The following is a 26,290-nucleotide window of genomic DNA, read 5'->3' on the forward strand; positions in this document are numbered from 1 at the left end:
GTCATTTTTAGATTATCTGTTTCAGTATCTCTCTCCAATAGGTCGGCTCTACCTCGCTGAGAAGGAAGTCCATGAAATCCCTCCGTGCGTCCTTGTTCAGTTCGTGGTACAATCTTCGGAAAGTTTCAAAATTGCCGTTGATGTACGTTTCCACCATATACACGAAGATGTTGTCCACCTCGTAATATCTGCACTGCTGCGCTGCCGTCTTGCTGTTTCTTTTTGCCATGTCGGTAAGGGTTAAAGGGTGAATAACCAAAGGATGAAGCCAAAGAAGGCAATGGTGGAAAGGATAGCCACGATTACACCTATCGCCACTCGGAACACTCCGTTTACAATCTCTCTGATGATGCCCCAAAGGATGCCGAACACCCCGAAGGCGGTGCGCATCATCAAGCCGCATATCGCCAACCCGATGTGTTGCGCCATTTGTCTGAAATTTGCCGTTGCCGTCATATCTTCGCTGTTTTTGATTTTTTTGTTTTTAATGCGGATTCAAGAGCTGAGGGAGTTGAGTTTCAAACTATCTTATCTGCCTCTCGTTTATCCGACATTTTTTTTATGCGTCTTTCTGTCGCATCGGTCGTTTTCGTTTCGGGTGCTTGAAAAGGTAGGGATTAGGGAATGCAAGGTTTTTCGGTCAAAATACTACCCGCAGGGCTGGAGATTTTTACCGAAAACAGGAGGCTTGACCTTGCTTTCCCGTCCAATCCCGGAATTACCTTTGCGCCCAGAACGAAAATGACTGACTGATGCGGCTTACTGAAAGGCGCAAAATGGAGGTAAACGAAAACAGAGGCAGATTGTGTAGAAAAAAACTTCAGGGGAAAATCCGTAAAAAAAAGAATCACCAAAAGGAAAAAGACATCACCGGAAGCGTGAAAAGGGCAAACCACAACAAAGGAAGTATGATTGTTTCCGATCCGACGGAACTTGTTCAGCCGGGTGGCAACAATCATTCTTCCCGGTTTGTCCGGCTGTGTGTGGGCGCCTGTTTCATTCATGGGGCAGGCTGACACACTCTGCATTCACTTTCCGCTTCCGGCAAAAGAGACAGCGAAAAAAGAAAAATCATTTGAAAACCCGTAAAAGCACCTCTTGGCATAGGCGCAAAAGAAAGGGGCATTGCTTCATCTGTCTAAACATCGTTTAGGCGTGAGGCAATGCCCTTTTCTCCAGCTATGCGGTAGTCGGCACACGTTTGTTCCAAACTCGTTTTGGGCAATGGTGTGCCGACGGACAATACCGCTTTTACGGAAAATTCTTATGAATGAGGGGATAAAAAACGGGAGTTTATATCAAAATCTCGAATTAAATAGCTACTTTTGCATACGAAGAGTTCTTTGAAGGTTACGCAACGCGCAGAAGGATAATGCAGTAGATAACTAACTAAATCGTAACCTATTACTATCAAGAGCAATTAACCTACGCTCATTTCCAATAAATTACACTCTTTTCGTAACTTCTCCAAGCAAAGATACGAATTTACGCTAAGTTTTGGGCACGTATCGGATGGATAGTGCCCAAAAATTACTTCACGATTATTTGCATCCCCCGCGAATGAGCCACAAACTCAGGGGCATAAGCACTCTGAATCGTAGCCAGACCGGTTTCGTACGTGCCAGCCCTACTAACACGATAGCCCGATTCGAGCACATATACTCCTTTATTCAATTCGTCAAAAAAGAAGTTGGTCGAAGCGTCTTTGCTATCCATATAATATCCCAACCCGTTGGACCATTGGTAGCCCGACAGACTAAGAACAGGTTCCATACAGGCAGCGAACTGATCTTTCAACTGAACAAACTGCATTGTGCGATCCAAACGGATGGTAAGGCGGGATACCACCTTATCGCCAATAGCCAAAGGCATACCCGGAGTAAGAGGCTCCAGTTGACGAACCTTATTCGTCACTCTCTCTACATAAAGTTTCTTCTCTACGGCCAACTCTCCACCTTGTTCACCGACCCGATCGATCGCTTCCAAATACTGTCCGTATACCGCGCCCCAAGCGATGCCGCTGCTGTTCTTCTCCACAGTAATGCGTCGGGCATCGACTACCTTGGAATCGGTAAATGTCTTTTTAATATAATCCAGTCCCGGAATGGCTCCTTGCGAAGCATTCGTTTCCATGACCTGACCGCCAATCGTTATACGTACATTGCCCTGATCGGCAAGCAGATTCACTCCGGTACTGAGCAGACCATACACCGCATCGACCGTAGCTACCGGCGAGCTCCACTGTTGTGTCTGCTTCTGTCTGAGCAACCATATTTTCATTCCTTCGACTACGGCCGGGTCTTTGCTTACCTGTTCGAAAGCCTCCATAACTGCCACATGGGCGGGAATCTGAAGATCGTTCCAACGGGTAGGCACACCCGAACGGGCAAATGAAAGTCCCTGATCGGGCATAGGCACCAAGTGTTCTTTGAGAGAAGCCATAAAGGCATTAGCCTGCTTCGATTGCCCGGATTGCTTCAAGATAACCGCTGCCATCGCTTTATCGCGCATGTTAATGGTAGATAACATAGCAGGCAGTTGCCCCAAGAAATAGCGGTAAGCCTCTCTGTTATCCTCGGGAACCGACTCGTTAGACAGGGCTATGAGATAGAGATACTTCAACGTAGTCGCAGACAATCCTGTCTGTTTTCCTCCTTGCTCCTCAGCCTTGCGAATCGCTTTATACTCCTCCAATGCTTGGCGATGCAGGTAGCCGAAAGCCGATTGCTGCATCGCTTGTGCCTGCGCATCGAGGGGTTGCCCCGTAAGCATAGCTAAACGCACATTCGTTTCGACCACAAAATCGGTTATGAAGATGCTTCCTCTCATGCCTTTGTACCAAGACCAAGAGCCATCGGCCAACTGCAATTCTTTGAGTTTGGCCAGTGCGGTAAAGTTGTTGTTGCGAATATTATTGAGATCGAACAAGGTACCGATACGCTCTTGTTGTTGCTGTTCGGTCTGTGCCTGCATCACCCACGGTGATTCGGCCAACAGAATATTCTTCACCTCCTGATTCTTTTGGAGGTTGCTCAGGAAAGTCTCTTTCGTACCTCCGCTACGCTTCCAGTTCTCGAACAGTGTACGAATGCGGGGCTGACTGTTCATGATATAAGAAGCCAGTGTATTGGCGTAGTGCATCGATGCCCAGTCAATGGCGTTATCGCTTTGCGGTTGAGCAAGCGATGGAAGTGCCTGTACGGCATACCAAGCAGGATTGCCTGTGAACTCGACAGTCAGTCGGCGGTTCGTAGCCGAAGAGCTGTGACGGTTAAACAGGCTGTCAAGACCGAAGGTTCGCTTCTCTTTTCCATTCATTACCATCGGCACGGTTTCAGTTAGATTCACCTTATTGCTCAATACGGGTATCAACTGCTGTTCGCCATCGCTAAACGTACCTCCATCGGCTACCATACGGCAACCCAGCAAATCGTATGCATTGCTAACGGTAAAACCGAAGGTTACCGAAGTCGTCTTTCCGGCTTCAACGGCAAAGGGTTGTTTGAGTGTACGAATCACCTTATCCGTCATCGGATCGAAAAGAATAAAGGTGGTTACACCATTCATATTCTTTCCGGTGAGGTTTGCAATGGAGGCTGCCACCGTTGTTTGGTCGCCTACACGAACAAAGCGAGGCAGATTGGGCGTAATCATAAACTCTTTGCTGGTAGTAGCCTCAGCATTGAGCATGCCCGTAAGCATTCCTTTTGTATGGGCATAACCGCGGAAGTTCCAGCGGGTCAAGCTCTGAGGCATGGTGAAGGAGAAAGCAATCTCTCCTTGCTCATTGGTGCGCAACTGCGGATAGAAGAAGGCCGTTTCGGCAAAGTTCGTGCGCAGCTCGTTATCGGCCTCAGGTAGTGTTTGATCGACTGTACCGGCCGGGCTTTCTTCGATTACATCGGCATAAGCCTCTCGTTCAGACATCACGCCGGAGAGCTTACCGGCAAGTGGCAGATCGGCATTTCCTTTCATCAGCGAGGCTCCACGTACTACAACCTGATTATCCATGCTCGAACAAGCAAAAATCACAGACTCATCCAATCTTTGTTCAGGCAGAGCGAAACGGTCATAAATCAGTTCGGGCACAGTAAAGGTTTTCATCGGAAAGTCATAATAGAATTGATTATCGCGTGCATATCCTTCCATCCACCGAACCGAAGGCAATGGCAGATAATAATAGAGTTGCAGTGACTGCCGCTGGCTCCATATCTTATCGAGCGAAGCATCATACATGGTAGCCAGCATCTCGGCTGCTGCCGGCAATGCCTGTGGAGTACGAATGGTCAGTTTCCACTCCTCCTGTCCACCGGGGCGGAGTTTATCGCGGAATACATCCCATTTCAAGGTTAGATTTTTATCCGCCAAACGTCGACGCAATTCTACTTGCCGACGGTATACCTCTTGATCTTTTACAAAACAGAAACTGATGGTCAAGCCGTCTCCGTAAGATTCGAGATAAGGATAATCAAAACGGACAATCGAGTCAGACAACTGTAAAACCCTGCTTTCCAACTGCTTATTTCCGCAAAACACATCGGCCATTACATAGACATTCTTCATCGAAGTACCAAAGTAGAACAGTGCCGGATGTGCATCATCAAACGAAGTATTGGGGGCATAGAACCACTCTGCCGTATCTACCGCCGGTCGTGTATCGTGTGCCGAGAAGAGTACGATGCGGGTCTTGAAAGTCACCTCCCGTCCTTGCTCATCGTTTGCAGTGAGCACCAATTGATAGGCTCCCGAAGGCAATTGTTTCCAGTCGGGAAGCAAGCATTCCTTGTTCGATGTAAAGGTTCCCGTATAGACAGCCTGTTGAGCTACCTGAGCATCGTCCAGGTTCGACTCTTTGTCTAACTGACGGGACAAGTAAGGATAGAGTTTCACCGTACCTTGCGCGGCTATCGGTTGTTCGTTGAGGTTTATTGCCCGAAACGTAGCCGCAATGGTATCGTCTTTGCATACATTGCCTTGCAAGGTTGTGCTGAGAATCAGCGACCGATTGCCAACAGGCAGGTTGTACGAAGCTGTTTGTGTTTCACCGGCCAGGTTCGTCACTGTGGCATCGATACGGAACAGGTAATAGCCGTTCTCCATCTCCTTCGACCCCTCCAACGATACAGGAATACTGAAAGTACCCTCCTCGTTGAGCGATACAGTGCCCGAAGCCATCAGATCGCCTCCCGAATACGGCATTCGCCAACCAAAGCGCAGGTTACGCGTTACGGTATACTGTACCGGAAGATTTTGTAGGGAAACTCCACTAAAGGTCTTCGCCTGTCCCTTTACCTCTACCCGATCGCCCAAACGATACGATTGAGCAGTCTGATCGAACGTAATATCAAAGGTAGGGCGTTTGTAATCTTCGACCCGAACGGTAGTCTCTCCCACCGATGTGCGTAAGGTAAACAACCCGTTAAGACAAGCCGCAGGAAGAGTAAAATTGGCCGTAAACGAACCAAAGTCATTGGTGCGCAACTCTTGTTTGGCTACCTCTTGTGCATTGGCATCGAGCAGTGTCAATGTATAGTTTGCTCCGGCCACTACCTGAGCCGTATCTAAAGACTGATCGTACGCAATGCCTTTTACATAGATCGTCTGTCCGGGACGATACAAGGAACGGTCGGTCAATAACTTTAACTGGCTGACCGATCTACGATCCGTCCGATAAAAATATCCTCCGCGGTAAATAGACTGCAAGGCCATCGCCGTATCTTGTCCTTTGCGAGCTTTCAACTGACGGTATTCATTGTTCCATGGCAATACGGCCTTTCCCCGCTCGTCGGTAGTAATCAGATTGAGCTGTTGTCCGTCCTCCGAATAAAGGGTGATGATGGCATCGGCAATCGGATATCCCGTTTGCATATCGAGTGCTACCATCTCGTATTGGCTATTGGGTAAGCTGCGGGTGAGCACGTTGAAACGCGTCACATGCAGAAACTTCTCTTCGGCTTTCACCGTTTTGGCATCGGGGATAATCTGAAGCAGATAGAGCCCTTCGGCAGGTGTAGGTAAGGTGAAGAGTGTATCGGCCATTTGGTAGTTATCGGGACGAAGCAGTTCGATAGCCTGTTCCGATACTTTCTGACAATGTTTGCGATAGAAGTTAGCATCGATTCCACGAGCCAGTTTAGGCATCTCGGGCAAGTTCACCCGAAAGAGGTTCACCCGGAAGCCGGAAAGGTTTTTGTGACTTACGTTCAGCTTCATGGTACTGCCGGGATAAACGGTTTGTTCGACACGTACACTCAGAGCCGGGTTCAGTATTTCCTGCCGCAGATTCTTAACGGCACCGATACGTGTATAACCGGGATAGAGCCGGATGGTTTCATCGCAGATTTGCAATGCTGTCGTAGCCAGATTTTCGCTGTAAGCATAGCGAGCACGTGCCAGAAATACTTCGGCACAAATATCCTTCGACTTGAATTCACTGATCAACTTATTTAGTTCGGCCAGATAAGGGTCTTGGGTCAGCCCCATCATCCCTTTCGGAGCTTGATAAGAGCGAAAGGAGGGATCGGTTTCCCGACGCCAGTCGAGATAATCAAGCATCGTCAGTACATACCCGTCCATGTGGTTGGCTGTGCTATCGGCTTTGAGCATGGAGCGATAGATATCGTCGATCCGAGCCTTTATCAATGAGTCTTGAGCAATCGAAGCAACTCTTCGCAGCGATTCGATAGCCCGGCTTGCCAACAGTTGATACATATTATGGTGGTAGTACTCGCCACTCGCCTTGCCGAGTTCGACAAATGGAACATAGTCGGCTGTCGAACATTCGAGCAAAAGAGCCGAGGGCTGCAACGAGGCAGCACTGTATTTCAGAATCCGGTCAATAAACTGATTGGCACTCCATTGGGCAATATCGGTCGAAGGCTCCTCGCCAACCACATCGGTACGTTGACGGAGCTGCCAACTATGAGAAGCACCATACTGGGCATAGATACCTGCGATAAGAGAGTTCAGTACTGCCTGCTCAGTTGGTTTATCAGACGTTGCTGCCCATCGCTGCAAGCCCTTCAAGCCTACATAAAAACTATCCGGAACCAATATTTCACGGTAATTCATTCGCCAGGTATAGGCCTTAAGCATTTGTGGAGAGTTCTTTTCCGCTTCGGCTTTCCGATAAATTTCATCGGTCAACCGAATAATAGTTGCCGGTAGGCTGTTCTTCTCCTCTTGTGCCACCTGCTTCCATAACTTGTCATACGACTGCGCTCCTGCTGTCGATACCATGCCCAAAAGCAACATAGCTATAAACCAAATCTGCTTCACTTTCATATTTCCTAAGTTTAAGTCGTTCGTATAGAATAACAAAGAAAGGAAATAAAGTTTAAAGTAGAATGTTTTTTCAGTATAAAAAAACCTATTTTACGTAGAGAAGCCAAAGTCGCATCAAAAAATAAGCCCTAGACCCAACGAGATCGAACTTCTTGTATTATCATTTCGGGATGGAAGCATCGCATCTTCTATCATAACATACGAAGGAACATTTTGAAACTGCTTCCAATTATATCCAACCTGAAAGTTAAGCCCGAAATGCCGACGAAACATTTTCTTATAACCAACACCTAAATCCCACATGGCTCCCTTATAGGTCTCTTGTTTGCCCACTATGGCATATCCCACATTCGTATAAGTATAAAAATTGGTATGCTTCTTTAAAGGTGAATAATGTGCACTGGCAAATAAAGGAAATGTATTGTAGCCGGGATTTTCATATCTATCCGCCCCCATCCCTATACCGGCAGAAATCTGTTTTGTAATATTATACAATACTGACAGGTGAATGGAGTTACCATACATTTTACTCTCTTTCCTTGAAATGTTATAGGGCTTATGGATTTCATATAAACCCAGTCTGTAGTGATAATCTAAAAAAATATTTACTTTAGATTGTGCTTGAGAATGGAGTGCAGATGAAAATACAATGATAAAAGAAGTAAGAGTCATTTTTAACCAAAATCGTTTCATAGATAAATTGTTTTAATTTTATAAATAAAAAGTAATTCCTGCCATATCTGGCAGGAACTCATTGAAGTAGTGTTCTTGTGCCTATTATAGCATAAAGAAATCTTCAGTTCTAAGGGCTGATGCAAAAGTAAACAAGACGATGTATAAAACGAGTATTATACAGTGTACAAAACAAACATACAACCACCTGTAAAACAATTGAATATAAAAATAATCCATGTACAAATCTATATTATATTAATTTAGAATGTTTTTTCAGTATAAAAAACCTATTTCAAGTGAATAATCATCGTTACATCCTCCTTTAGGGCAAAAGAACACTTGTCATAAGCAGGTGCACCCATCACTCCTTCGGCATCATTACTAAATCCGAACTTCTCCAACGGTCGGCCAAAAGCACCGGTATCGAGTTTTCCATTTCCGTTTTCATCATGAAAAAGAGAAATGGCATAAACGCCCGGCTGCAACCCCTTGCAAGGAATAACCATCGCTGTATCCTTCGCCGCTACCCGAAAAGCAGCAACAGGCTGTTTCATAAACAGCTCCTGCTTGTTGTAAACAGCCACATAAATATACCCTTTGGCCGACTCAATATCTTTGACTTCCAATGTCAGGTTTTGAGAGAAGGCATACACAGAGGAAAACATACACACGAGGAAAATCATTTTGCTTTCATAATTCATTGTTTTTAGTTATCAAAAAATGGTTTTTAGAAATTGGATACATCATAAGCAACCTTTTTGCCCAAGGTTATAAAGAGCCCCAGATAGAAGGAGTGGTCTTTGGGGGGCCTTACAGACCGCCCGTCGATACGACCGAATTCATTCTTACGCCCCAAGATGTTTGAAGCCGAGGCATGCAGTATCACCTTTTTGCTGAACAGATAAGTAATGCCCAGGTCAAGACTGTTGTACGGTTTTGCTTCATCATTCATCAACCCTGCACGATCGGGGTTATGAAACGGACGTCCGCTGGCAAAACAGTTGGTAAGTCCGATAATCGTATGCAACCGCGGAATAGCGTACTTCAACACCAGCGACGCATTGTGTCGAGTAGCATAGGACGGGGTAGTCAGTTCGGTATATTCCCGGTATTTCCGCAGTGAACGGTTGAAGGAATAAGCCAACTGATACTCCAAGTTTCGCCACAAGGTAACATCGCGAAAAAAGAGATCAATGCCTTTACTGCTTCCATAACCATCGGAGGTAAGCAGAGGAACAGACAGCGCCAGCCGATCGTACCGTTTATCATATAGTTCTACTTTATAGAAGCGTCCACTGTGTTCGTATTGTACCCCTATATTGTATTGCCAACAGGTTTCGGATAGCAAGCCGGATTGTTTCAACAGATACCTGTTTTCGGGCAGTTGCGTATAGCGACCTACCGTAGCCGAGAAAAGCAACTCGCTCCATTGATAACTGATGGCCAGGCGGGGCGAAACGTTCATCTGCCTGTTCAAGCCCGTATATTCCGCCCGAACAGACACTTCTGTCTTCAACGCCTCTACCGGATAGAGGGTTGCGCTCAGAAAAGCAGCTGTAACCGACGGATGCATCACCTGGGTATCATCAACCGTCTGGTATTGATATCTGCTTTCGTAACCACGAAGAAAGGATTCGATACCCATATCTACCCGTATGAAAGGGTTAAAGCGGCGAAAGAGCTTTGTTTTAAGGTGCCACTCCTGCTGCTGCTCGCTCCATTGATCAGCATCGGTAACCGCACCACCTATCTGTTGATGATAAAAAGAGTAGGCTGCTCCGGCAAACCAATTCCATCCCGAAAGGGTACGACGCCGAAAGGTGCTATTCAGATAGATATTATTCTCGCCCAGCTCAAAGAGGCGAGGAGACACCTCTCCGGTACGATGCGAGAAGCCCGTGCGATCATAACCGATATAGTATTTGAAAACAGTCCGTTCATCGGGTGTATAACGGAACTGTGCAGCAGTAGAGAAGCGTTCGTAAGGTTTTACAAAGTCTACCCGCCCGGGAAACAAACGGTTGTAAGGGCTTAGGTTCTGATAGTCGAGATGTAGGGAGAGAGAACCCGTATCAAAGGATCGCGTTCCTCCTCCTCCCAAACCAACGGTCGAAAGGTTCATACCGATCTTATTGAACGGGCTTGTATCTTTCGTCTCTAACGGTAGCACTGCTGATAGAGCCTGCCCATACTCCTGCGACGCACCACCGGTAGCCAGATTCACTCCGCTAAACATAAACGTAGAGTAACGCCCCCGGGCAGGTACATCGGTACCGGTAGTAGTATAAGGGTTGAGCACATGCATCCCGTCGATATAGGTCTGCGTTTCGGAACTGCTCCCACCGCGCACTAGCAACCGCCCACTTTCTCCCTCAACCTGTGTGCCGGGCAAGGTTTGCAATGCTTGATAGAGATTACCGTTCGCTCCACCGATCGTAACCAGATCGAGCGGTTGCATATCGCTCCACCGGCTGTTGGCACGAGGTGTTTTAGCTGCTTTCACCACAATCTCTTTCAATGCTACACTATCGGTATAGAGTTTCAGAAATACGGTATCGTTTTGCGCCGGTGCAATAACCGGAAGAAGAAGAAAAAAATAAAGAAGAAAACCTTTCATATCGGCATGGGATTGATGTTTATGCCGACAAACATAATGGAAAGGTTTCGGACAGAAAAATATCCGTGACAGACTGCCCGGATATGTGACAAACCGCCCGAAGGGTGTGACGAACGGCACTGTTTTGTGACGAACAGCTATCTTTCGTGCATACTTTCGATACGCCCTTTAATCTCTTTGGCGTAGGCTCTCGACACAGGTATCTCTGTTGTGCAGCCCTGTAAGCTAAGGCGATATCCCTGCGAGTTTCCGCTGACTTTGGTCACTGCATGGATATTGACCAAAAACGCACGATGACATTTTACCACAAACGAACAGGCTTCAACCGCTTCTTCGGCCTGTTTCATGGTGGCACGCAGCAAACGCTGCTCCATTTTATCCTGCTTGCGGTAAATCACTTTGATGTAGTTGCCCTCTGCTTCAATGCAGACCAGTTGGCAAGCCTGAAGTTCGAGCACCTCTTTCGTACTTCCTTGCAGTAGTATCTGTTCTGTTTCTTGACACGACTCGGGTTGGACAACAGCACTTCGGCTATCTTGCAAATGGCGGTTCATCTCCACAGCCTCTGCCAGATGCGAGGCCAACAAACGGTTGCGGTTGATTAGCATGAAGAGAGTAACAGGAAAAAGTCCCACAATCGTAGTGACCAATAAAAAGATAAGTAAGAGCTCCCACTGCCAATGGAACCCGAAAATAAGGTTTGAATACAGCCAATTGCCTATTCCGATACATAGGAAGAGAAACAAATTATTCGCCAGATGCCTACCTACCGTCCACTTGTCTTCGTTATAGAACCGAGGAAACAGAACGGGAAACAGGTAAACGGGAATGCACTGAAACAGTGCTGTTACGCCCATATAGCCCAGCAATATCCAAAGTTTGTGATGCTCAATTTGATGGATACCAAACGGTTGCAGCAGCAACAAGATCAGGAACACAAGTACAGACGAAGCCCATACCCCCTCTCTTCTGTGGTAGAAGAGGGGATATGGACTGCGTAAGTAGGTACCTATTTTATTCATTCTTGCCTTACTTGAGCGGCGTCTGCTCCAGTGTAGCTACCAAGAAGTCATAGAACTTCTGCACGGTAGGAATCAACGCACGCTCGTCGGGTGAATGGGGTGAACGCAAGGTAGGACCGAAAGAGATCATATCCAACCCGGGGATGATCGCACCGATGATGCCACACTCCAATCCGGCATGAATCACTTTCACAGCCGGCTCTACCCCGAATTGCTTCTGGTAAGAGGCTTTCATAGCGTGGAGGATGGGCGAGTTTACATTGGGTTGCCAACCGGAATAACCGCCGGTCATAGCCACCTTCATGCCTGCCATAGAGAAGCAGCATTCGAGGCTGGTGGTGAGGTACTCCTTCATGCTGTCTGAAGAACTACGCGCCAATATCTTGACTTCGGCTTTGCCGCCACCGATGGTTATAATGGCCAGGTTGGACGATGTTTCTACCGTATCGGGTACGGTCGGAATCATACGGGTTACCCCATTCTGACAGGCAAAGATGGCATCGATCAAATTGTCTTGTATCTCCTCGGGCACTTGTCCGGCAGGTATCTCCACCCGTTCGGCCAGTACGCTGATGGGTGTTTCGATAGCCGAATACTCCTCATTGAAGAGTTCGTTGCAGTAGCTTATCAGTCCCATCAACTCTTCTTCGTTCTCGGCAGGAATAGTTACCACAGCCGATGCTTCGCGGGGAATCGCATTGCGCATGTTGCCACCTGCCCAGCACGACAAACGAGCTTCGTAAGTAGCCACTGCTTCGCGAACAATGCGAACCAACAGTTTATTAGCATTGGCACGACCTTCATTGATCTCCAAACCGGAGTGTCCGCCACGCAACCCTTTCACGGTTACTTTGATGGCGATATCACCCTCTTCGGGTGCTACCTCTTTGTATTCGAGCGAAGCCGTTACATCCATACCACCGGCACAACCGATGTAGAGTTCGCCTTCGTCTTCCGAGTCGAGGTTCAACAGAATCTCTCCCTTTACTGTTCCGGGCTTCAACCCGAAAGCACCGAACATACCGGTCTCTTCATCTTTCGTGATCAGTGCTTCGAGCGGTCCGTGCTTTAAATCGTTGGCCTCGAGCACAGCCATGATAGCGGCTACACCCAGTCCGTTGTCGGCTCCCAAGGTGGTTCCTTTGGCTTTGAGCCATTCGCCGTCAACGTATGTTTCTATCGGATCATTAACAAAATCGTGTACAGTATCGTTGTTCTTCTGTGGCACCATGTCCATGTGTGCTTGCAGAATAACTCCTTTGCGGTTCTCCATGCCTGGAGTGGCAGGTTTGCGGATGATGACATTGCCTGCTTCGTCGACCAATGTTTCCAGACCAAGACCTTTGCCAAAGTTAACCAGAAAGTTTGTAATCTTTTCCATGTGTCCCGACGGACGTGGAATCTGAGTGAGTGAATAAAAATGTTTCCACACATTCTGTGGAGCTAAAGAGAGGATTGTGCTCATAACAGATAATTTTAATGATTTATAGGGTTCAATATTATATTTATGAGTGTCAAAGCTACTAAAAAAGAATGGGATAGAAAGAATAAATGAAGAAGAAAAAAAAGATACGACGCACTTTAGCTACAAATCAACATAAAAAAGATTTGTGCGATATCACCCTCTTTGTGAAAGCACTGCTTTCAATTTATTTCCCCTTTGACATTCTCCATTGATAACTTAAAAAACGATACAACTTGTTATTTTTCAGTAGTTAATATTGTATCTTTCGCCTTGAATCAATCAATATCATTCTGAAAAGATTGGGAGAATACTCCTCAAAACACACTATCCTGATGGGATGTGATACTCTACAAAGTAAAACTGACAAGCTGAATTTGTTTATAATAACTGAATTGTTTCTTCCTTATTCATCTTTTTTTCTATGATTTCTCCGGTAATGGGGTGAATTACCTTCAGCATGCCACCTTGCTCGGAGCGAATTTTAATACTTTTCACTTTTCCGTCTTTATAAACAGCGCTTACCAAAAAGGCTCCCATAGCTCTCATCTTATTAAAAGATACGTTTTTCCAACTTTCGGGAATAGCCGGAAAAACGCGAATGACACCTGTATGACTTTGTAGCAACATCTCTTGTATAGCGGAAGCGTAAGCAAAATTACCCTCTAAAGTAAATGGTCGATAAGTAAAAGAAGAATAATTTTTCTTCAGTTGATCTCCGTTGAGATGAAAACTATTGGGTGAACAGAAAGCTTTCGTAAAGATATGAAGCGCACGAGCGGCAGCATCACCATCAAAGACTCTAGCTTTCATATTAGCAAGCCATGTATATGAATATCCTGTCCAAAACTCCGAACCTAGTTCTTCGATATGATGAATAGAACGTTTAATAAGTCGTTCGATATCTTTACCCTGCGATACGTCCAATAGTCCTAGAGGATGAAAGCCTAGCATATGAGAGAAGTGACGATGCGAAATGGATAACGGATAATTGGGCGCAATGGTTAGTCCGTTACTACCGATTGCAAGATCGGGCCATTCGGTCAATTGCTTTTGCCAACGTGCCGCATCTTCCGCATAACCTAGTGTTGCAGCCATTTCTGCAGCTATAGTATAGGTGAATCTAATGGAGGCAAGATCATAGTTGGTGGTTTCCTGAAACCATGATTCCAGACTATTATCATTGATTTCGGGTGAGGTAGACAAAGGCAATTTGCGCTTTCCGTCTGGTCTTCGTACTGAAATATTTTCGAAGTATCGGGCTACTTCTTTCACCCATGGATACGCTTTGTCTCTGAGGAAGATGGAGTCGGCAGAGTATTTCCATTGAAGATAAAAATGTTGGGTAAGCCATCCGCTAGTAGAGGGTTGATGTGAGTAGGGACTCCACCCGCCGATTGCTTTTCCTTCCAATGTGGCAACACATGGAATATTTAGCCCTTCTACTCCAAAGAATCGGCGAGTGAACTGCTCCCCATTTTCCTTGATTTTACAAAGCCAGTCGGTGAATACAGATGATTCTTCAAGATGATTTGACGAATAACCCGGCCAATAACTGAGTTGCGTATTCAAATCACTATGAAAGTCACCACGCCATGGAGGAGTTTGTCCGTTGTCTGCTGTCCAGACTGCTTGCAGACAGATGGGTGGTGCATTCTTTCTAGAAGATGCTCCGAACTTATACATTTCCAAATACCATTGGTTTTCGAGAATTGAATCAGGGAGCTGTATTTCACATTGAGACCAGTATTGACTCCACCAGCTAGAATGCTCTTTCAGCGCCGTCCGAAAGTCTTTATTATAAGTCTTCATTAGTTCTGCTGCCGGTTTGGATTCGCTATACCAAGTACCCACTGTAGTCAAGCAGTAAACACCTTCCAGCGTTTGCGAATCAGGATATTGCCATTGTAGGGTGACCTCATACGACACTTCCCCGTAGGCTTTCTGACGGTAAATGAGATTATTTTTCTTTCGAATGATTTCTCCATTTTTATAGCCAAGGCGTGTTAGCATATTCGTGCGGTTTTTATCTAGATGCTCAATGATCCTACCATCTTCTTCAAAGCGAGGCGTTTGTAGTGATATAGACAAGGTATCAGGTAAATTTTCAAAGCGGAAATGTCCGACCTTATCAGTAGCTCCGGTGAAAAAGTGTCCAATAGTCCCCCCTTCCCATGCAATAGTACAAACCGCCGTATGTACGTCCAACTTCACACTTTTCACTTTACCTAGCCGGGTAGTGATGAATTCCAATGCTCCCGCCGGAATCTTAGTAGGAGCTATGTCTTTTCGAGTACGTGCATCAATGAGAGCATGTACTTTAGACACGTCTTTCCGGTCTATTACCTCATCGCAAATAAATGAATATGAATAAGAAGGAGAATTGAACTCTTCTACCGGGCGCAGATCCCAAAGATCGGCACGATCAAAAGCGAGTCGGAGTTTTCCTTCTTTCTCCCAAATAAGGGTTCCCATGATGCCATTTCCTAGAGGAATTCCTTCATCCCATACTTGAGGCAGATTTTTGAATTGAAGTCCATGAAAACGTGTTGGTTGAGCATATATCCGCATGGTACACAAAACAAGCAGCACCATATACAAAGATAAACATAGTCTTTTTCTCATAATACTATTATATTTAATTTCAATTATTGGGAACAAAGAAAAATAATCTTAACCAGAATACAGTGCATATAAAGTACAAAATCGTGTCTTTTGCGTACATGCTATTCTTTTGGTTTTTCCTCCTCATTTGCATAATCGCATGGAGATCCTCGTCTATATGCTTGTGGCACCAAATGATATTTTTCTTTGAAACATTTGCTGAATTGGCGCGGAGAAGAAAATCCAGACCGATCTGAGATTTCGGACACATTTAGTTCGGGAGCCTCTTTTAACATGATAGCTGCCCGTTTTAATCGAACGGTCAATATAAAATCGTATGGAGTCTGTCCGGAAATTGCTTTCAATTTTACGAATAGCTTGGTACGTGCCACACCCATTTCCTTTGCCAGAATATCGACGTTGAAATACACATCCCCCATGTGTTTTTCAATTACTCTCATCGCTTCGTCAATAAACTTTTTGTCAAGTCCATTGGTCGCTAGAATTTGGTGGGTTGACATCGGTTGCTTACTAAACTTTTCTTGCAGCATAATGCGATTGTTGACTAAATTGTTACAACGAGAAGTTAGAATATTTACATTAAACGGTTTAGTAATATAATCGTCCGCACCCAACCTTAATCCTTCCAAATTATATTCGATAGCGGTTCTTGCCGTAAGCAGTACCACAGGAATATGGCAAGTATCCATATTCTCCTTAATCAGTTTACAAAGTTCTGTTCCCGACATTTCCGGCATCACAACATCACTTAGCACGATATCGGGTTGTTCAAATTGTGCTTTTTCCCATGCCTCATTACCATCCGAAGCAGTGATAATCTGATAAAACACATCAAATATGTCAACAAGCATCTCTCGCAAATCCTCATTATCTTCCACAATCAGCATTTTTGCAGTCTTGTTATTTTCCATTTTTTCGCTATTTATTATTTCTTGTTCCATTATCAATTGTAGTTGAGTTTCAGAAACAGCACGATGTTCTTCTATCATTAATTGAGATTCGTTTGTCTGTTCATTGATTTGTTCCGAAGTAAAATGCTCTTTACCCAGTTTCAGGTGAATGCTGAATACAGTCGTTTCTCTCGGGTCGCTATATACTTCGATGCTCCCATGATGCAGTTCTATAATACCCTTGGTTAATGCCAATCCGATACCGCTTCCCACATACGAGAAAGAGCCAAGCTGTTCCGTTTGATAAAAACGAGTAAAGATATAATCAATATCTTTGGAGGGTATGCCTATTCCATTGTCTGTTACTTCAATAATCACTTCCCGATTACTTTTTCGTACGAACACAGTGATCGTACCGCCTTCCTGAGTATATTTGAAAGCATTGGAGAGCAAATTATTCATCACTTTCTGCATCTGCTTGGTGTCGTACCAAACGTTCACGACATCGCTACTTTTTTGAAAGTTGAATGTGATTTGTCGTTGTGCAGCGTACTCCTGAAACAATAGACAGTTTTCTGAGATAAAATCAATTATATTGTGTTCACTGACTTTGATCGTCATAAACCCCTGTTCCTGCTTGCGAAAATCGAGCAATTCTGTTATTAACTCCCGAAGTTGCAAACTGTGCTTATACACTCCTAACACTCTATTATAGATTAATGGCGCGAATGAACGAACCTGAAGCAGCATTTCCACCTGTCCAATAATGAGCGTCAATGGAGTACGGAACTCATGGGAGATATTTGTAAAGAAGCGTAATTTGGCTTGATTCATTCTCTCAATATCTTCAGCCTGTTTTTTCTCATATTTGAGAGATTCTTGTAGCTTGATACGACTCTTATAGGTGCGTATCAGACAGTAGAGTAGCCCTCCTGCGATGCTTAAATATAAAAAATAAGCCCAATTAGTGCGATATGCTGGAGGTAACACTTCGATTTCCAGTCGACTTTCAGGAACGAACAGGTTGTTTGTGGCACGTACAATAAGCGTATATATCCCCGGATTCAAATTAGTATAAGTGATGGTATTTTGTCCACGCATACTGGTCCACCTATCCGAGAAACCTTTTAGGCAATATTCTATATCATCCTTATATGAGGGCATATAGTTTAACACAGCATACTCAATGCTCAACATAGACTGACCCGAAGAAAGGACAAGTTTCGGAGTATCTGCCAGCGTTTGAGTCAGTATATTGCTTTTATCATTCTCAAATATTTCTTCACCGTTAACTATCAATCGGAAGGGATATATAGAATATTTTTGAGGAATACCGTTAATCTCTTCTTCTCGGAAAGAGATCATACCATCGATTCCTCCGACAAATATTTCTCCACTCTTAGCTCTATACAAAGATCGTTCATTAGGAGTAGACAGTGGCACGCCGTTTTTCTTATTATAGTTCGTAAATATTCGCGTCGGATAATCGAGTATGGAGAAACCTACATCCGTGGTGAACAGCAGTTTATCAGGCGACAGTTCACACATATCATATATACAATTACTTTCAAGTCCATTTCGTTGTTCATCAAAATTCTCGAAATCATCCGTTTCATATCGATATAGATCAACTCCGCTTTCATTGGTACAGAACCACAAGCGCTTCTGACTATCTTCGTATATACGACTAATGCTATTACTACTAACACTTTGCCCTAAAGCATGGTTGTGCTTATATTTTTTCAATTTTCGAGTATCAAAATCATATGCATAGATTCCTTGTCCATTTCCGCTAAGCCAAAGCACTCCGCGATGATCCAAGCAAAGGGTGGACATAAAATTCATGTTATCCATTTCATTCTGAAACATCAGTTGACTTTTACCATTGTTGGGATTGAACTGACAGACCCCACCATGTGTAGCAAGAAGCAAGTGATCTTTATACGGAATAATATCTCGAATCGTATTAGAAGGGAGCGATTCTTCTTCCCCTTCCTTCATTCGATAATGAGTAATTTTTTCGGTAAAAACATCCAATTTATTCAGTCCCCCTGTGTGTGTACCAATCCATAGACACTTTCTCTGTTTGTCGTAATAGATCGACTTCACATTGTCATGCGAAAGACTATTTGAACTATCGGAATGTTTATACCATTTGAAGGTTCCGTTTGTCATGTTCCATCTATTCACTCCTCCCCCTTCTGTACATATCCACAATTGATTTTGATCATCCTCCGTGATACATCCGACAATGGAAGAACTGAGCCCACTGCTTTCCACCCTCGATGTCTGAAAATGCTGGTATATCTGTCTTTTCGGGTTGAAATAATTAATGCCTCCAAAATAGGTCCCTACCCAAATAGTCCCTTGTCTATCACATAGCAGGCTCCAAATAGATGAATGAGTTAAGCCTTTTTCTTTTTCTAACATCCGATACCTCGTGAAACGTTGCGTTGACGGATTGAAACAATTCAATCCGTTGAACGTACCAACCCATATATTCCCTTCCATATCTTCGCAAAAGCAACGTCCGAAATCAGAACTTATACTAAAAGAATCGTTGACCGAATGCCTAAAGTTTGTTATTTCATTTCCATCTATCCGATAGATGCCGGTATCCCATGTACCCACCCAGAACTTACCGGTCGAATCTTTAAATATATTTGTAATATTTTCATTTTTAATGAGATGTGAGAGTCTTTTTGACTTATCCAATTTGAATAGACCCTGTTTTTCTGTTCCAAATAGCGTAAAATCATCGCAGGCATAGATGGCAGATATGTTGGACTGAATATCCGGAGAAGAATAAAATAAATCAAATAGTTTTCCGTTATGGCGATAAAGGTTATGATCCAATCCGACATACAATTGTTGATGGTAAAACATGGATCGCGTATTCCCTCGAATAAGTGTTGCAAATTGTTTCCTTGAGAAGTCGAAAGTAGAAATTCCTTTGGGGGTCATGATGTAGAGTTCATCTTTCTCATTGCCTATTATTTCTTTGGCGCTATTGTAGATGATACTATTCGAATCATTTTTCCGATATTTAAAGACGGTAAAGCTATTTCCGTTGTATAGATTGACACCGTTACGCGTGGCAATCCAGATAAAGCCCTTACTGTCTTGATAGAGCCCCATCACTGAGTTATTCGACAATCCCTCCTCCGATGTCAGATGATTGAATATAATTTCTTGTGCGCTTCCTGTAACCAAACTAAGCAGAAGAAAACAAATATAAGATAGAATATAATTGATTTTCATAAATGTCTTAAGGTAGATATGGTTCAATATGACAAATATACATATTTTTCAGTACATCCTGCCTATCGACAAGTGCTTATTAAGTACATAATAAGTGTCATTATCGTACATTTAATCTTAATTTAGTTGTTTGGACAAATCTTACACATCTTTTGAATTAACAGAGTACCCGCTATTTTTATTCGTGGCTATCTTTGTCGTGTGATTTCTCAAAAAGAATATTCTTGAATTTAATAGTTACGATATAATAGATAAGTAAACGATATACGATTATGAAGAAAATATATATAAGCTTGATTGCCTTACTACTGGTAGCCTTGTGTCAATCTGGTAGTGCCCAGGAGAAAGAGATACAATATGCTCTAGACAACTATCAGCGCTACTACACCGACGGACAGAAGGTAAAAGGAGCAGATAAAGAAAAGGCTTTACGCGAGTTGCGTGAGTATTACGCGACTAATGCCTATCGTCTCCACCAACTAAACGCCTATTCGGTGGAGTGGCAAGAGTGTTTAGAACTATTACAAGAGAACGGGCAATTCAAAGATTTGGCAGTCACCGAAGAAGAGTATCGCTCGAAGAACTGGCTACAAGCGCCCTATAGTGAGCCACAAGGAGCAGTTGGGATTTTTCTTACCGATGCGTTCAACCGAATCTGGAAAATAGCCGAAGCTTCTAGAAAAGGAGACATTTCGACAAAAAAGGCATTATCGGACGCTTACTTGAAATCGATCTTGCATTATGGGAAATTGGAGTTGGGGCGTCCTAACAACGGTCCACGCTTTCATGCTTCCTGTTTTGCAATCCCCACTGCTGCGATGAATGTTTACTTCTGCTTCATGAAGCAGATGGAAAGTGTGGAGAAAGAGAAAAACAAAGAATCATCGATGCAGGAAGTATGCGATGTATTGAAAGCTGTGGCATTGCAATCGTGGACACAACCTTTCCGCAATGACGAAACGGATAAAAATGTGGTGCAGATTGAGCGTTTCAGAAAACACGTATGGTGGGTGGGCGGAAATGCACTGGCTTATCGTCCGTTGCTTCCCGTTGCAGTGATGTACCAGTCCATCCCAATGATTGACTTATTGGCGGACGTTTCTCAGAAAGCCATCAGCATGACTTCGCAGCAAACCTTTGATGACGCATTCTGGATTGAAGGATTCACAGCCGACGGTGCCGGTTGGGGACATGGACAACAATGTCTTATCTGGGGATACCCAATCGATGGTACTTCCAGTGCATTAGGCTTGCTGAGTTCTTTGAGGGGAACTCCCTGGGCAAAAAAACTAAGCAGAGAGAATACAAATGCCATTATGAACTTCCTGCGCGGAGGAAGCTGGTATTACTACAAAGGCTTTACTCCTCCTTGCCTGGACCGTTCTTCTGCTATGTATAATGTGACGCCACAGAAGATTCGTTATCAAGGAATGGTGAAATCATTTATAAAAGACTGGATTACTTCCTTTACTCCCGATGAACAAGTGGAATTGAAGAGGCTAAAAGACGAAGCGGATATAAATATGATTAATATGGCAAACTATACACCGGGTATGTATAGCGGAACACGTTGGTTTTTCAATAATGACGACTTGGTAAAGAAAAACAAAAACTACTATATCATAGTCAACATGGCCTCCAAGCGATGTGACGGACTTGAAAGTGCCAGCGGCTTTGCCGATGAATATAACTTCTATACAACCGATGGATTAACTCTGTTTCAAAAGAGTGGTGACGAATACCGAAAGATCATAGGCGCCTGGGATGTGACGGCTTACCCGGGGGTAACAGCACGTGAGGGAATGGACAAACTCGTCCCTGTGACCAATTGGAGAGGATATTGCAGTAAATATAATTTTGCGGCAGGTGCTACCAATGGTGGTGAGAATGCGGTTGCTGGGTATATTTTCGAGAAGATGAATGCTTCTGATAAAAATGGAGTAAACGATCGGGGTAACAATGCCAAGAAGAACGAAGTGATATACGGAGTACAGGCATATAAGTCTTATTTCATGTTCGGAGATTATATGGTAGCGTTAGGTGCCGGAGTAACCAATTTACAACCCAAACAAGAAGGCACGATTCGTACAACCATTGACCAGACAGCACACGAAGACGTGATTATGGCTGTGCAAGGTGGTAAGCAAATCCCTGTGGGCAAAGGCAAATGGTCATTCTATGTAAATAAAAAGCCGATATGGGTCATGCAAAAAGGCAAATTTGCTTATACAGTGCTTCCTCAATATACCAAAAACGCTTCTTTCATGTACGAAACAAAAAAGACGGATTGGATAAAAAGAAATCTTTCTAATAAAGGGAAAAAAGACTTACCCGAGGTGACTGATATTTTCCATTTATGGATTGACCACGGAAGAACTCCGCTTAATGAAACATACGGCTATGTAGTATATGCCGGAGACGGACCACCTCCCGACGAGTTACCTTTCGAAGTATTACAAAATGACACTTTGGTGCAAGCGATGAGAACGAAAAACAAGCAGGTGACGGAAGTTGTATTCTACAATCCGCAGCAAGTATTAAAAGCAGAGGGTTTGGAATTGTCCGTATCGACTCCTTGCGTTGTGTTGATAGAGAACACAAGCAAAGGATCTACGTTGACGGTGACGGACGCAGAAATGAATAAGGACTGTAACGAAATAATAGTGACTTACAATGGTAAGCGCATTCCGGTGAAGATGCCTCAAGGTATGTTGTGCGGAAAGCCGGTCACTTTGAATTTGAAGTAAGAAATAACCATAAAGAAGATTCAGATGGCCATAGCCGATTTGGAGGTGAAAACATGGAGTTCAGTAGTTGATATCATGAAAGAAAGTTTAGGAACATGGTGTTATTATAATAATTCTCCAATCACAATTCCAGAAATCGACTGTAATCGTACTAGTTTAGTATAGCTCTATTATATATAAAACTGTTTTCATAACGAACATACAATCATATGAACATTAGAAAAACAATCTACTTCCTTCTCCTTAGCATAGGAACAGTTGCCTGTCAATCGGGAAACTCTGACCCCGAACCTCCAGAGGAAGGAGGAGGAGGAACAGAAGAAAACGCGACCACATGTAAGGCATGGAATGACTTCGTGGCCAAGAACGAACAGAACGTTCTTCTAGATTTTTCGTACGCGGGATATGACCATGGCAAATCTGCTCCTGCCGATGTGTGGACATTGGGATATAAGAAATATGATATCACCGACTACGGAGCTATCCCTAATGACGGTAAATCCGATCGGGACGCTTTCTTGAAAGTACTCAAAGCGATAGGAGCAATAAGCACTACCGGAGCGAGCGTACACACCCCCAATGCGAGAGCTCTTATTTATTTTCCAGAAGGTGAATTTACTCTTTACGACTCATCGGATGAAGTAGATCCTGCCAAATTTTCTCTTTTAATGCGAACTGGCAATATCGTATTGAAAGGCGCTGGAAGGGATAAAACAAAGATCGTAATGCCCGATCCAAGCCCGATAAATCCTGCGGTAGGATATGCGCATGTGCTACTTGAATTTCGACATTGGACAGGATTTGGTTCGCTCACCACAGTCACTTCCGATGCGAAAAAAGGAAGTTTCTCAGTACAGGTGGCCTCTACAGCCGGACTTAGTGTGGGCCAATGGGTTTGCCTTTATTTAAGAAACAATGATGCAAACCTGATAGCTAATGAATTACAACCATATAAAGCAAAATCTACGATGACAAATCTTATATCCGTAGGTGTGCAGGTAGAGGATATTCATCAGATTAAATCCATTAAAGACAATATCGTCACCTTTGCAGAGCCTATTATGCACGAAGTGGATAAACAATGGAAGTGGGAAGTGCGCACCTATGGCTATTATGAAAATATAGGTATTGAAGACCTTTCTTTCAAAGGCAATGTGGGTAAATACACTCACCTTGGCTGGCCTTCCGATTCGGGTTACGTACCTATATCAATAATGCGTACTGTTAATTCGTGGATGCGTCGGGTAGACTTTGAAAGTGTGAGCGAAGCGTTCACGATTACTTTGTCCGCCAATGTTTCGGTATATGATATAAATATCACCGGAAATAGAGGGCATTCCGCTGTTCGTTCCTTTGGCTCATCACGTGTGTTCATCGGTAACGTCTTTGATAAAGCCAACTATATAAACGGCAACACTATAGAAAATGCAGGGCAACATCATGCCACCGGGGTGTCAAGACCCTCGATGGGAACTGTTATCTGGAACTGCGAATGGGGTACAGAGACTAATTTCGAATCGCACGGAACGCAACCCCGCGCTAGTTTGTTCGACGCTTGCAAAGGAGGTTTTCTACGCTCACATCAGGGGGGTGATTACAGCGCTCTCCCGAATCACATGCAGGACTTAACACTCTGGAACTTCAATGCAACAAACTCGCCTTCGGGAGGTAATTTCAAGTGGTGGGACGATGGCGGGTTCTTGTTCATGCCCCCCATCATAGTTGGTTTCCATGGAGTGCCTATTTCTTTTGAGCAAGCACAGGTACAATTGGATGCCGATCATGGTAAGTCGGTAGAACCGTCGTCGCTTTACACGGCCCAATTGAATCACCGACTGGGCTATGTCCCCGCATGGCTTTTGGCATTGAAATCGCAACGATAGCAAGCTAGGTTATAAGGTAATCGGAACTGCCCTCGCTATCTTTTGTGCCACTCTACCAAAGAGTCATATCCAGCTTTCTTTAAAGCGATCAATGTTCCGTGATGTCCATGATTAATCCTTCGGGATAATGGGCATCACTACTTACTTGCAGCCGAGTACCCAATTCGTGGAGCGCTTTCGCATTGAATTCAAGAATATTTCCAATATATTACGCCCTATTTTTTTACTATTTAGGGATATTCTTTCAATACTAAAACATAAGGCAACTAATTCATTGCGAATTAGTTGCCTTTTTGTATCTTTAGGCACTCCCCAAAAAATACGGTTTGACGGCCAAAACGGGGGTAGTCCTAACTAAAAACACATGGTAAAGAGACAAAAAATCTCTGCAATTGAGCCTACTTTAGGGTTTACAGTATTCGATATTCTTCAAAAATATCGCCAAAGCTTCGAACGGAGTGAACTGAGACATCTCTATACCATGATTCCTTTTTCCGAATAGAACCGTTCTATGCATTTGCGAGATGCCCCCTTGGGGCGTAAAAGTTTCTTCTCTCCTGAGGGTCAACTTGCTTTGATGTTTCTTAAGACATACGCCAACTTCTCTGATTTCGAACTCCTTGAGCACTTAAACGGTAACATTTATTATCAGTTGTTTTGCGGCATCTCCTTCATCGAGCGTCTTTCTTTCCAGGCTTTCAATGAAGGGATACGTCTGAAAGACTGTATTCGGCTACAACAGAGACTCACAAAGACCCATGTAAGGGCTGTTGCGACTGACTCTATCTATGCTAACAATGAAAATCACCAGTTTTGTACCCAATATGGCATTGCCACTTCGTTTGTACGAAAAGGAAGAGCGGCTAAAGATGAGAAGCTTCGTAAAATACTCGGAAGCGAACTGAGCCATGAAAGGGCCACGCGATTGGAAGGAAGCTTCGGAACACAGAAACAACATTATTCTCTTGCAAAAGTCAAGGCCGGAAACAAAGCAACGGAAACCCTTTGGATATTTTTCGGAATACATACGGCCAATGCAATATGCATCATTGAAAAGAGGTATAAAGAAAGAGCGGCTTAAGTTGATTACGGAAGAAAATGGGAGAAGAAGAGAGAGCTTCTTCAAAACCGGCATGTCTGTATGTCTGCTTTTTTGTCAAAAAGAAGAGAAAACAAAAAGGATAGAGCGTAAAGTTTAGACTAAAGTCAACTTTACGCTCTAGAATACGTTAAAAATAAAACATTTACTGAATATCCCTAATTAAGCTGCCGGAAGGTTGAATATAAGATTCGTATTCTTTTAACAATGTTAATAAAATTATCCTCCGTATTTTCTTGATTGTTAAGAGTACGTTCTCTTGGTATCAACAATTACGTACTCTTTGGATATAAAACTACGTAATTAACAATGCGTTAAGATACTACTCTTTCAAAGAAAGAAAAACGGGAAATCAGAAGACTATAAAAGAGATACATATATCATTATCATACAGGTGATTGAATAGGTTTATCCTTTCAATTCCCATCATACGCATTTTCTTATTTGCTGCTTTTCTTTCGCGAGGCAATCCATTGCTTCTTGTATGGATACTTGTCCATTTAGTAACTTCATTATTTTTCACGACCCGGTATTTTCGTTTACTCACGGGCTCTTGCTTAGATACAGCATACTTGAACAGAATTGTAAAAAACGTGTCATACGACTCCAGCCCCTCTCCGCAATCATTTACCTACAACAACGCCTTAATCTATGTATTGCGGAAATTTCGGCAATAGAGTGTATCGGATCAGCAGCAAAAAATTGGAGGCAATGTATCAAATCGA

Annotated in this window: 13 protein-coding genes and 1 pseudogene; 3 read left to right on the top strand and 11 right to left on the bottom strand. The window is 43.8% G+C overall.

From position 1 onward, the window contains the following. Nucleotides 1-7: 7 nt before the first annotated feature. The 11 genes from TY03_RS07795 to TY03_RS07845 form a co-directional block, all read right to left on the bottom strand. On the bottom strand, nt 8-229 hold the full coding sequence (locus TY03_RS07795) for a hypothetical protein (protein WP_004291534.1): 222 nt from the start codon (nt 227-229) through the stop codon (nt 8-10). Between the two features lie 11 nt (nt 230-240). Next, entirely contained in the window at nt 241-456 is a 216-nt protein-coding gene (locus TY03_RS07800; RefSeq protein WP_004291535.1) for a hypothetical protein, read from the bottom strand. A 161-nt stretch (nt 457-617) separates the two neighbouring features. Then, a complete protein-coding gene (locus TY03_RS22345) occupies nt 618-1,004 on the bottom strand; it encodes a hypothetical protein (protein ID WP_009126113.1) in 387 nt (128 codons plus the stop codon). 526 nt (nt 1,005-1,530) lie between these two features. After that, nucleotides 1,531-7,284, bottom strand: coding sequence for an alpha-2-macroglobulin family protein (locus TY03_RS07810; protein ID WP_042368714.1), 5,754 nt, complete (start codon nt 7,282-7,284; stop codon nt 1,531-1,533). Between the two features lie 114 nt (nt 7,285-7,398). Further along, the gene (locus tag TY03_RS07815) at nt 7,399-7,977 is read right to left on the bottom strand and encodes a hypothetical protein (protein WP_042368716.1); all 579 of its coding nucleotides are present in this window, start codon (nt 7,975-7,977) and stop codon (nt 7,399-7,401) included. 269 nt (nt 7,978-8,246) lie between these two features. After that, nucleotides 8,247-8,660 carry a DUF2141 domain-containing protein gene (locus tag TY03_RS07820; protein WP_042368718.1) on the bottom strand — a complete coding sequence of 138 codons (414 nt, stop codon included), beginning with the start codon at nt 8,658-8,660 and terminating at the stop codon, nt 8,247-8,249. A gap of 26 nt (nt 8,661-8,686) precedes the next feature. Continuing rightward, the gene (locus TY03_RS07825; protein ID WP_042368719.1) at nt 8,687-10,576 is read right to left on the bottom strand and encodes a TonB-dependent receptor plug domain-containing protein; all 1,890 of its coding nucleotides are present in this window, start codon (nt 10,574-10,576) and stop codon (nt 8,687-8,689) included. 137 nt (nt 10,577-10,713) lie between these two features. Continuing rightward, entirely contained in the window at nt 10,714-11,598 is an 885-nt protein-coding gene (locus TY03_RS07830; protein ID WP_042368720.1) for a LytR/AlgR family response regulator transcription factor, read from the bottom strand. Nucleotides 11,599-11,605: 7 nt separating this feature from the next. Beyond that, nucleotides 11,606-13,063: an aminoacyl-histidine dipeptidase gene (locus tag TY03_RS07835; RefSeq protein WP_042368721.1), complete on the bottom strand. Its 1,458-nt coding sequence runs from the start codon at nt 13,061-13,063 to the stop codon at nt 11,606-11,608. Between the two features lie 378 nt (nt 13,064-13,441). Then, nucleotides 13,442-15,685 carry a glycosyl hydrolase family 95 catalytic domain-containing protein gene (locus TY03_RS07840; protein WP_052332425.1) on the bottom strand — a complete coding sequence of 748 codons (2,244 nt, stop codon included), beginning with the start codon at nt 15,683-15,685 and terminating at the stop codon, nt 13,442-13,444. Nucleotides 15,686-15,786: 101 nt separating this feature from the next. Next, nucleotides 15,787-19,836: a hybrid sensor histidine kinase/response regulator transcription factor gene (locus tag TY03_RS07845; RefSeq protein ID WP_042368723.1), complete on the bottom strand. Its 4,050-nt coding sequence runs from the start codon at nt 19,834-19,836 to the stop codon at nt 15,787-15,789. 272 nt (nt 19,837-20,108) lie between these two features. On the opposite strand from TY03_RS07845, the gene TY03_RS07850 reads away from it, so the two are divergent. The 3 genes and pseudogenes from TY03_RS07850 (at nt 20,109) to TY03_RS07860 (ending at nt 25,547) form a co-directional block, all read left to right on the top strand. Next, nucleotides 20,109-22,583, top strand: coding sequence for a polysaccharide lyase family 8 super-sandwich domain-containing protein (locus tag TY03_RS07850; RefSeq protein WP_042368725.1), 2,475 nt, complete (start codon nt 20,109-20,111; stop codon nt 22,581-22,583). Between the two features lie 209 nt (nt 22,584-22,792). Continuing rightward, complete coding sequence (locus tag TY03_RS07855) at nt 22,793-24,466, top strand: DUF4955 domain-containing protein (protein WP_081713070.1); 1,674 nt, start codon at nt 22,793-22,795, stop codon at nt 24,464-24,466. Between the two features lie 364 nt (nt 24,467-24,830). Then, a pseudogene (locus TY03_RS07860) lies at nt 24,831-25,547 on the top strand (transposase). The last annotated feature ends 743 nt before the right edge of the window (nt 25,548-26,290 follow it).

The sequence above is a fragment of the Bacteroides neonati genome (assembly GCF_000499785.1).
Lineage (GTDB): Bacteria > Bacteroidota > Bacteroidia > Bacteroidales > Bacteroidaceae > Bacteroides > Bacteroides neonati.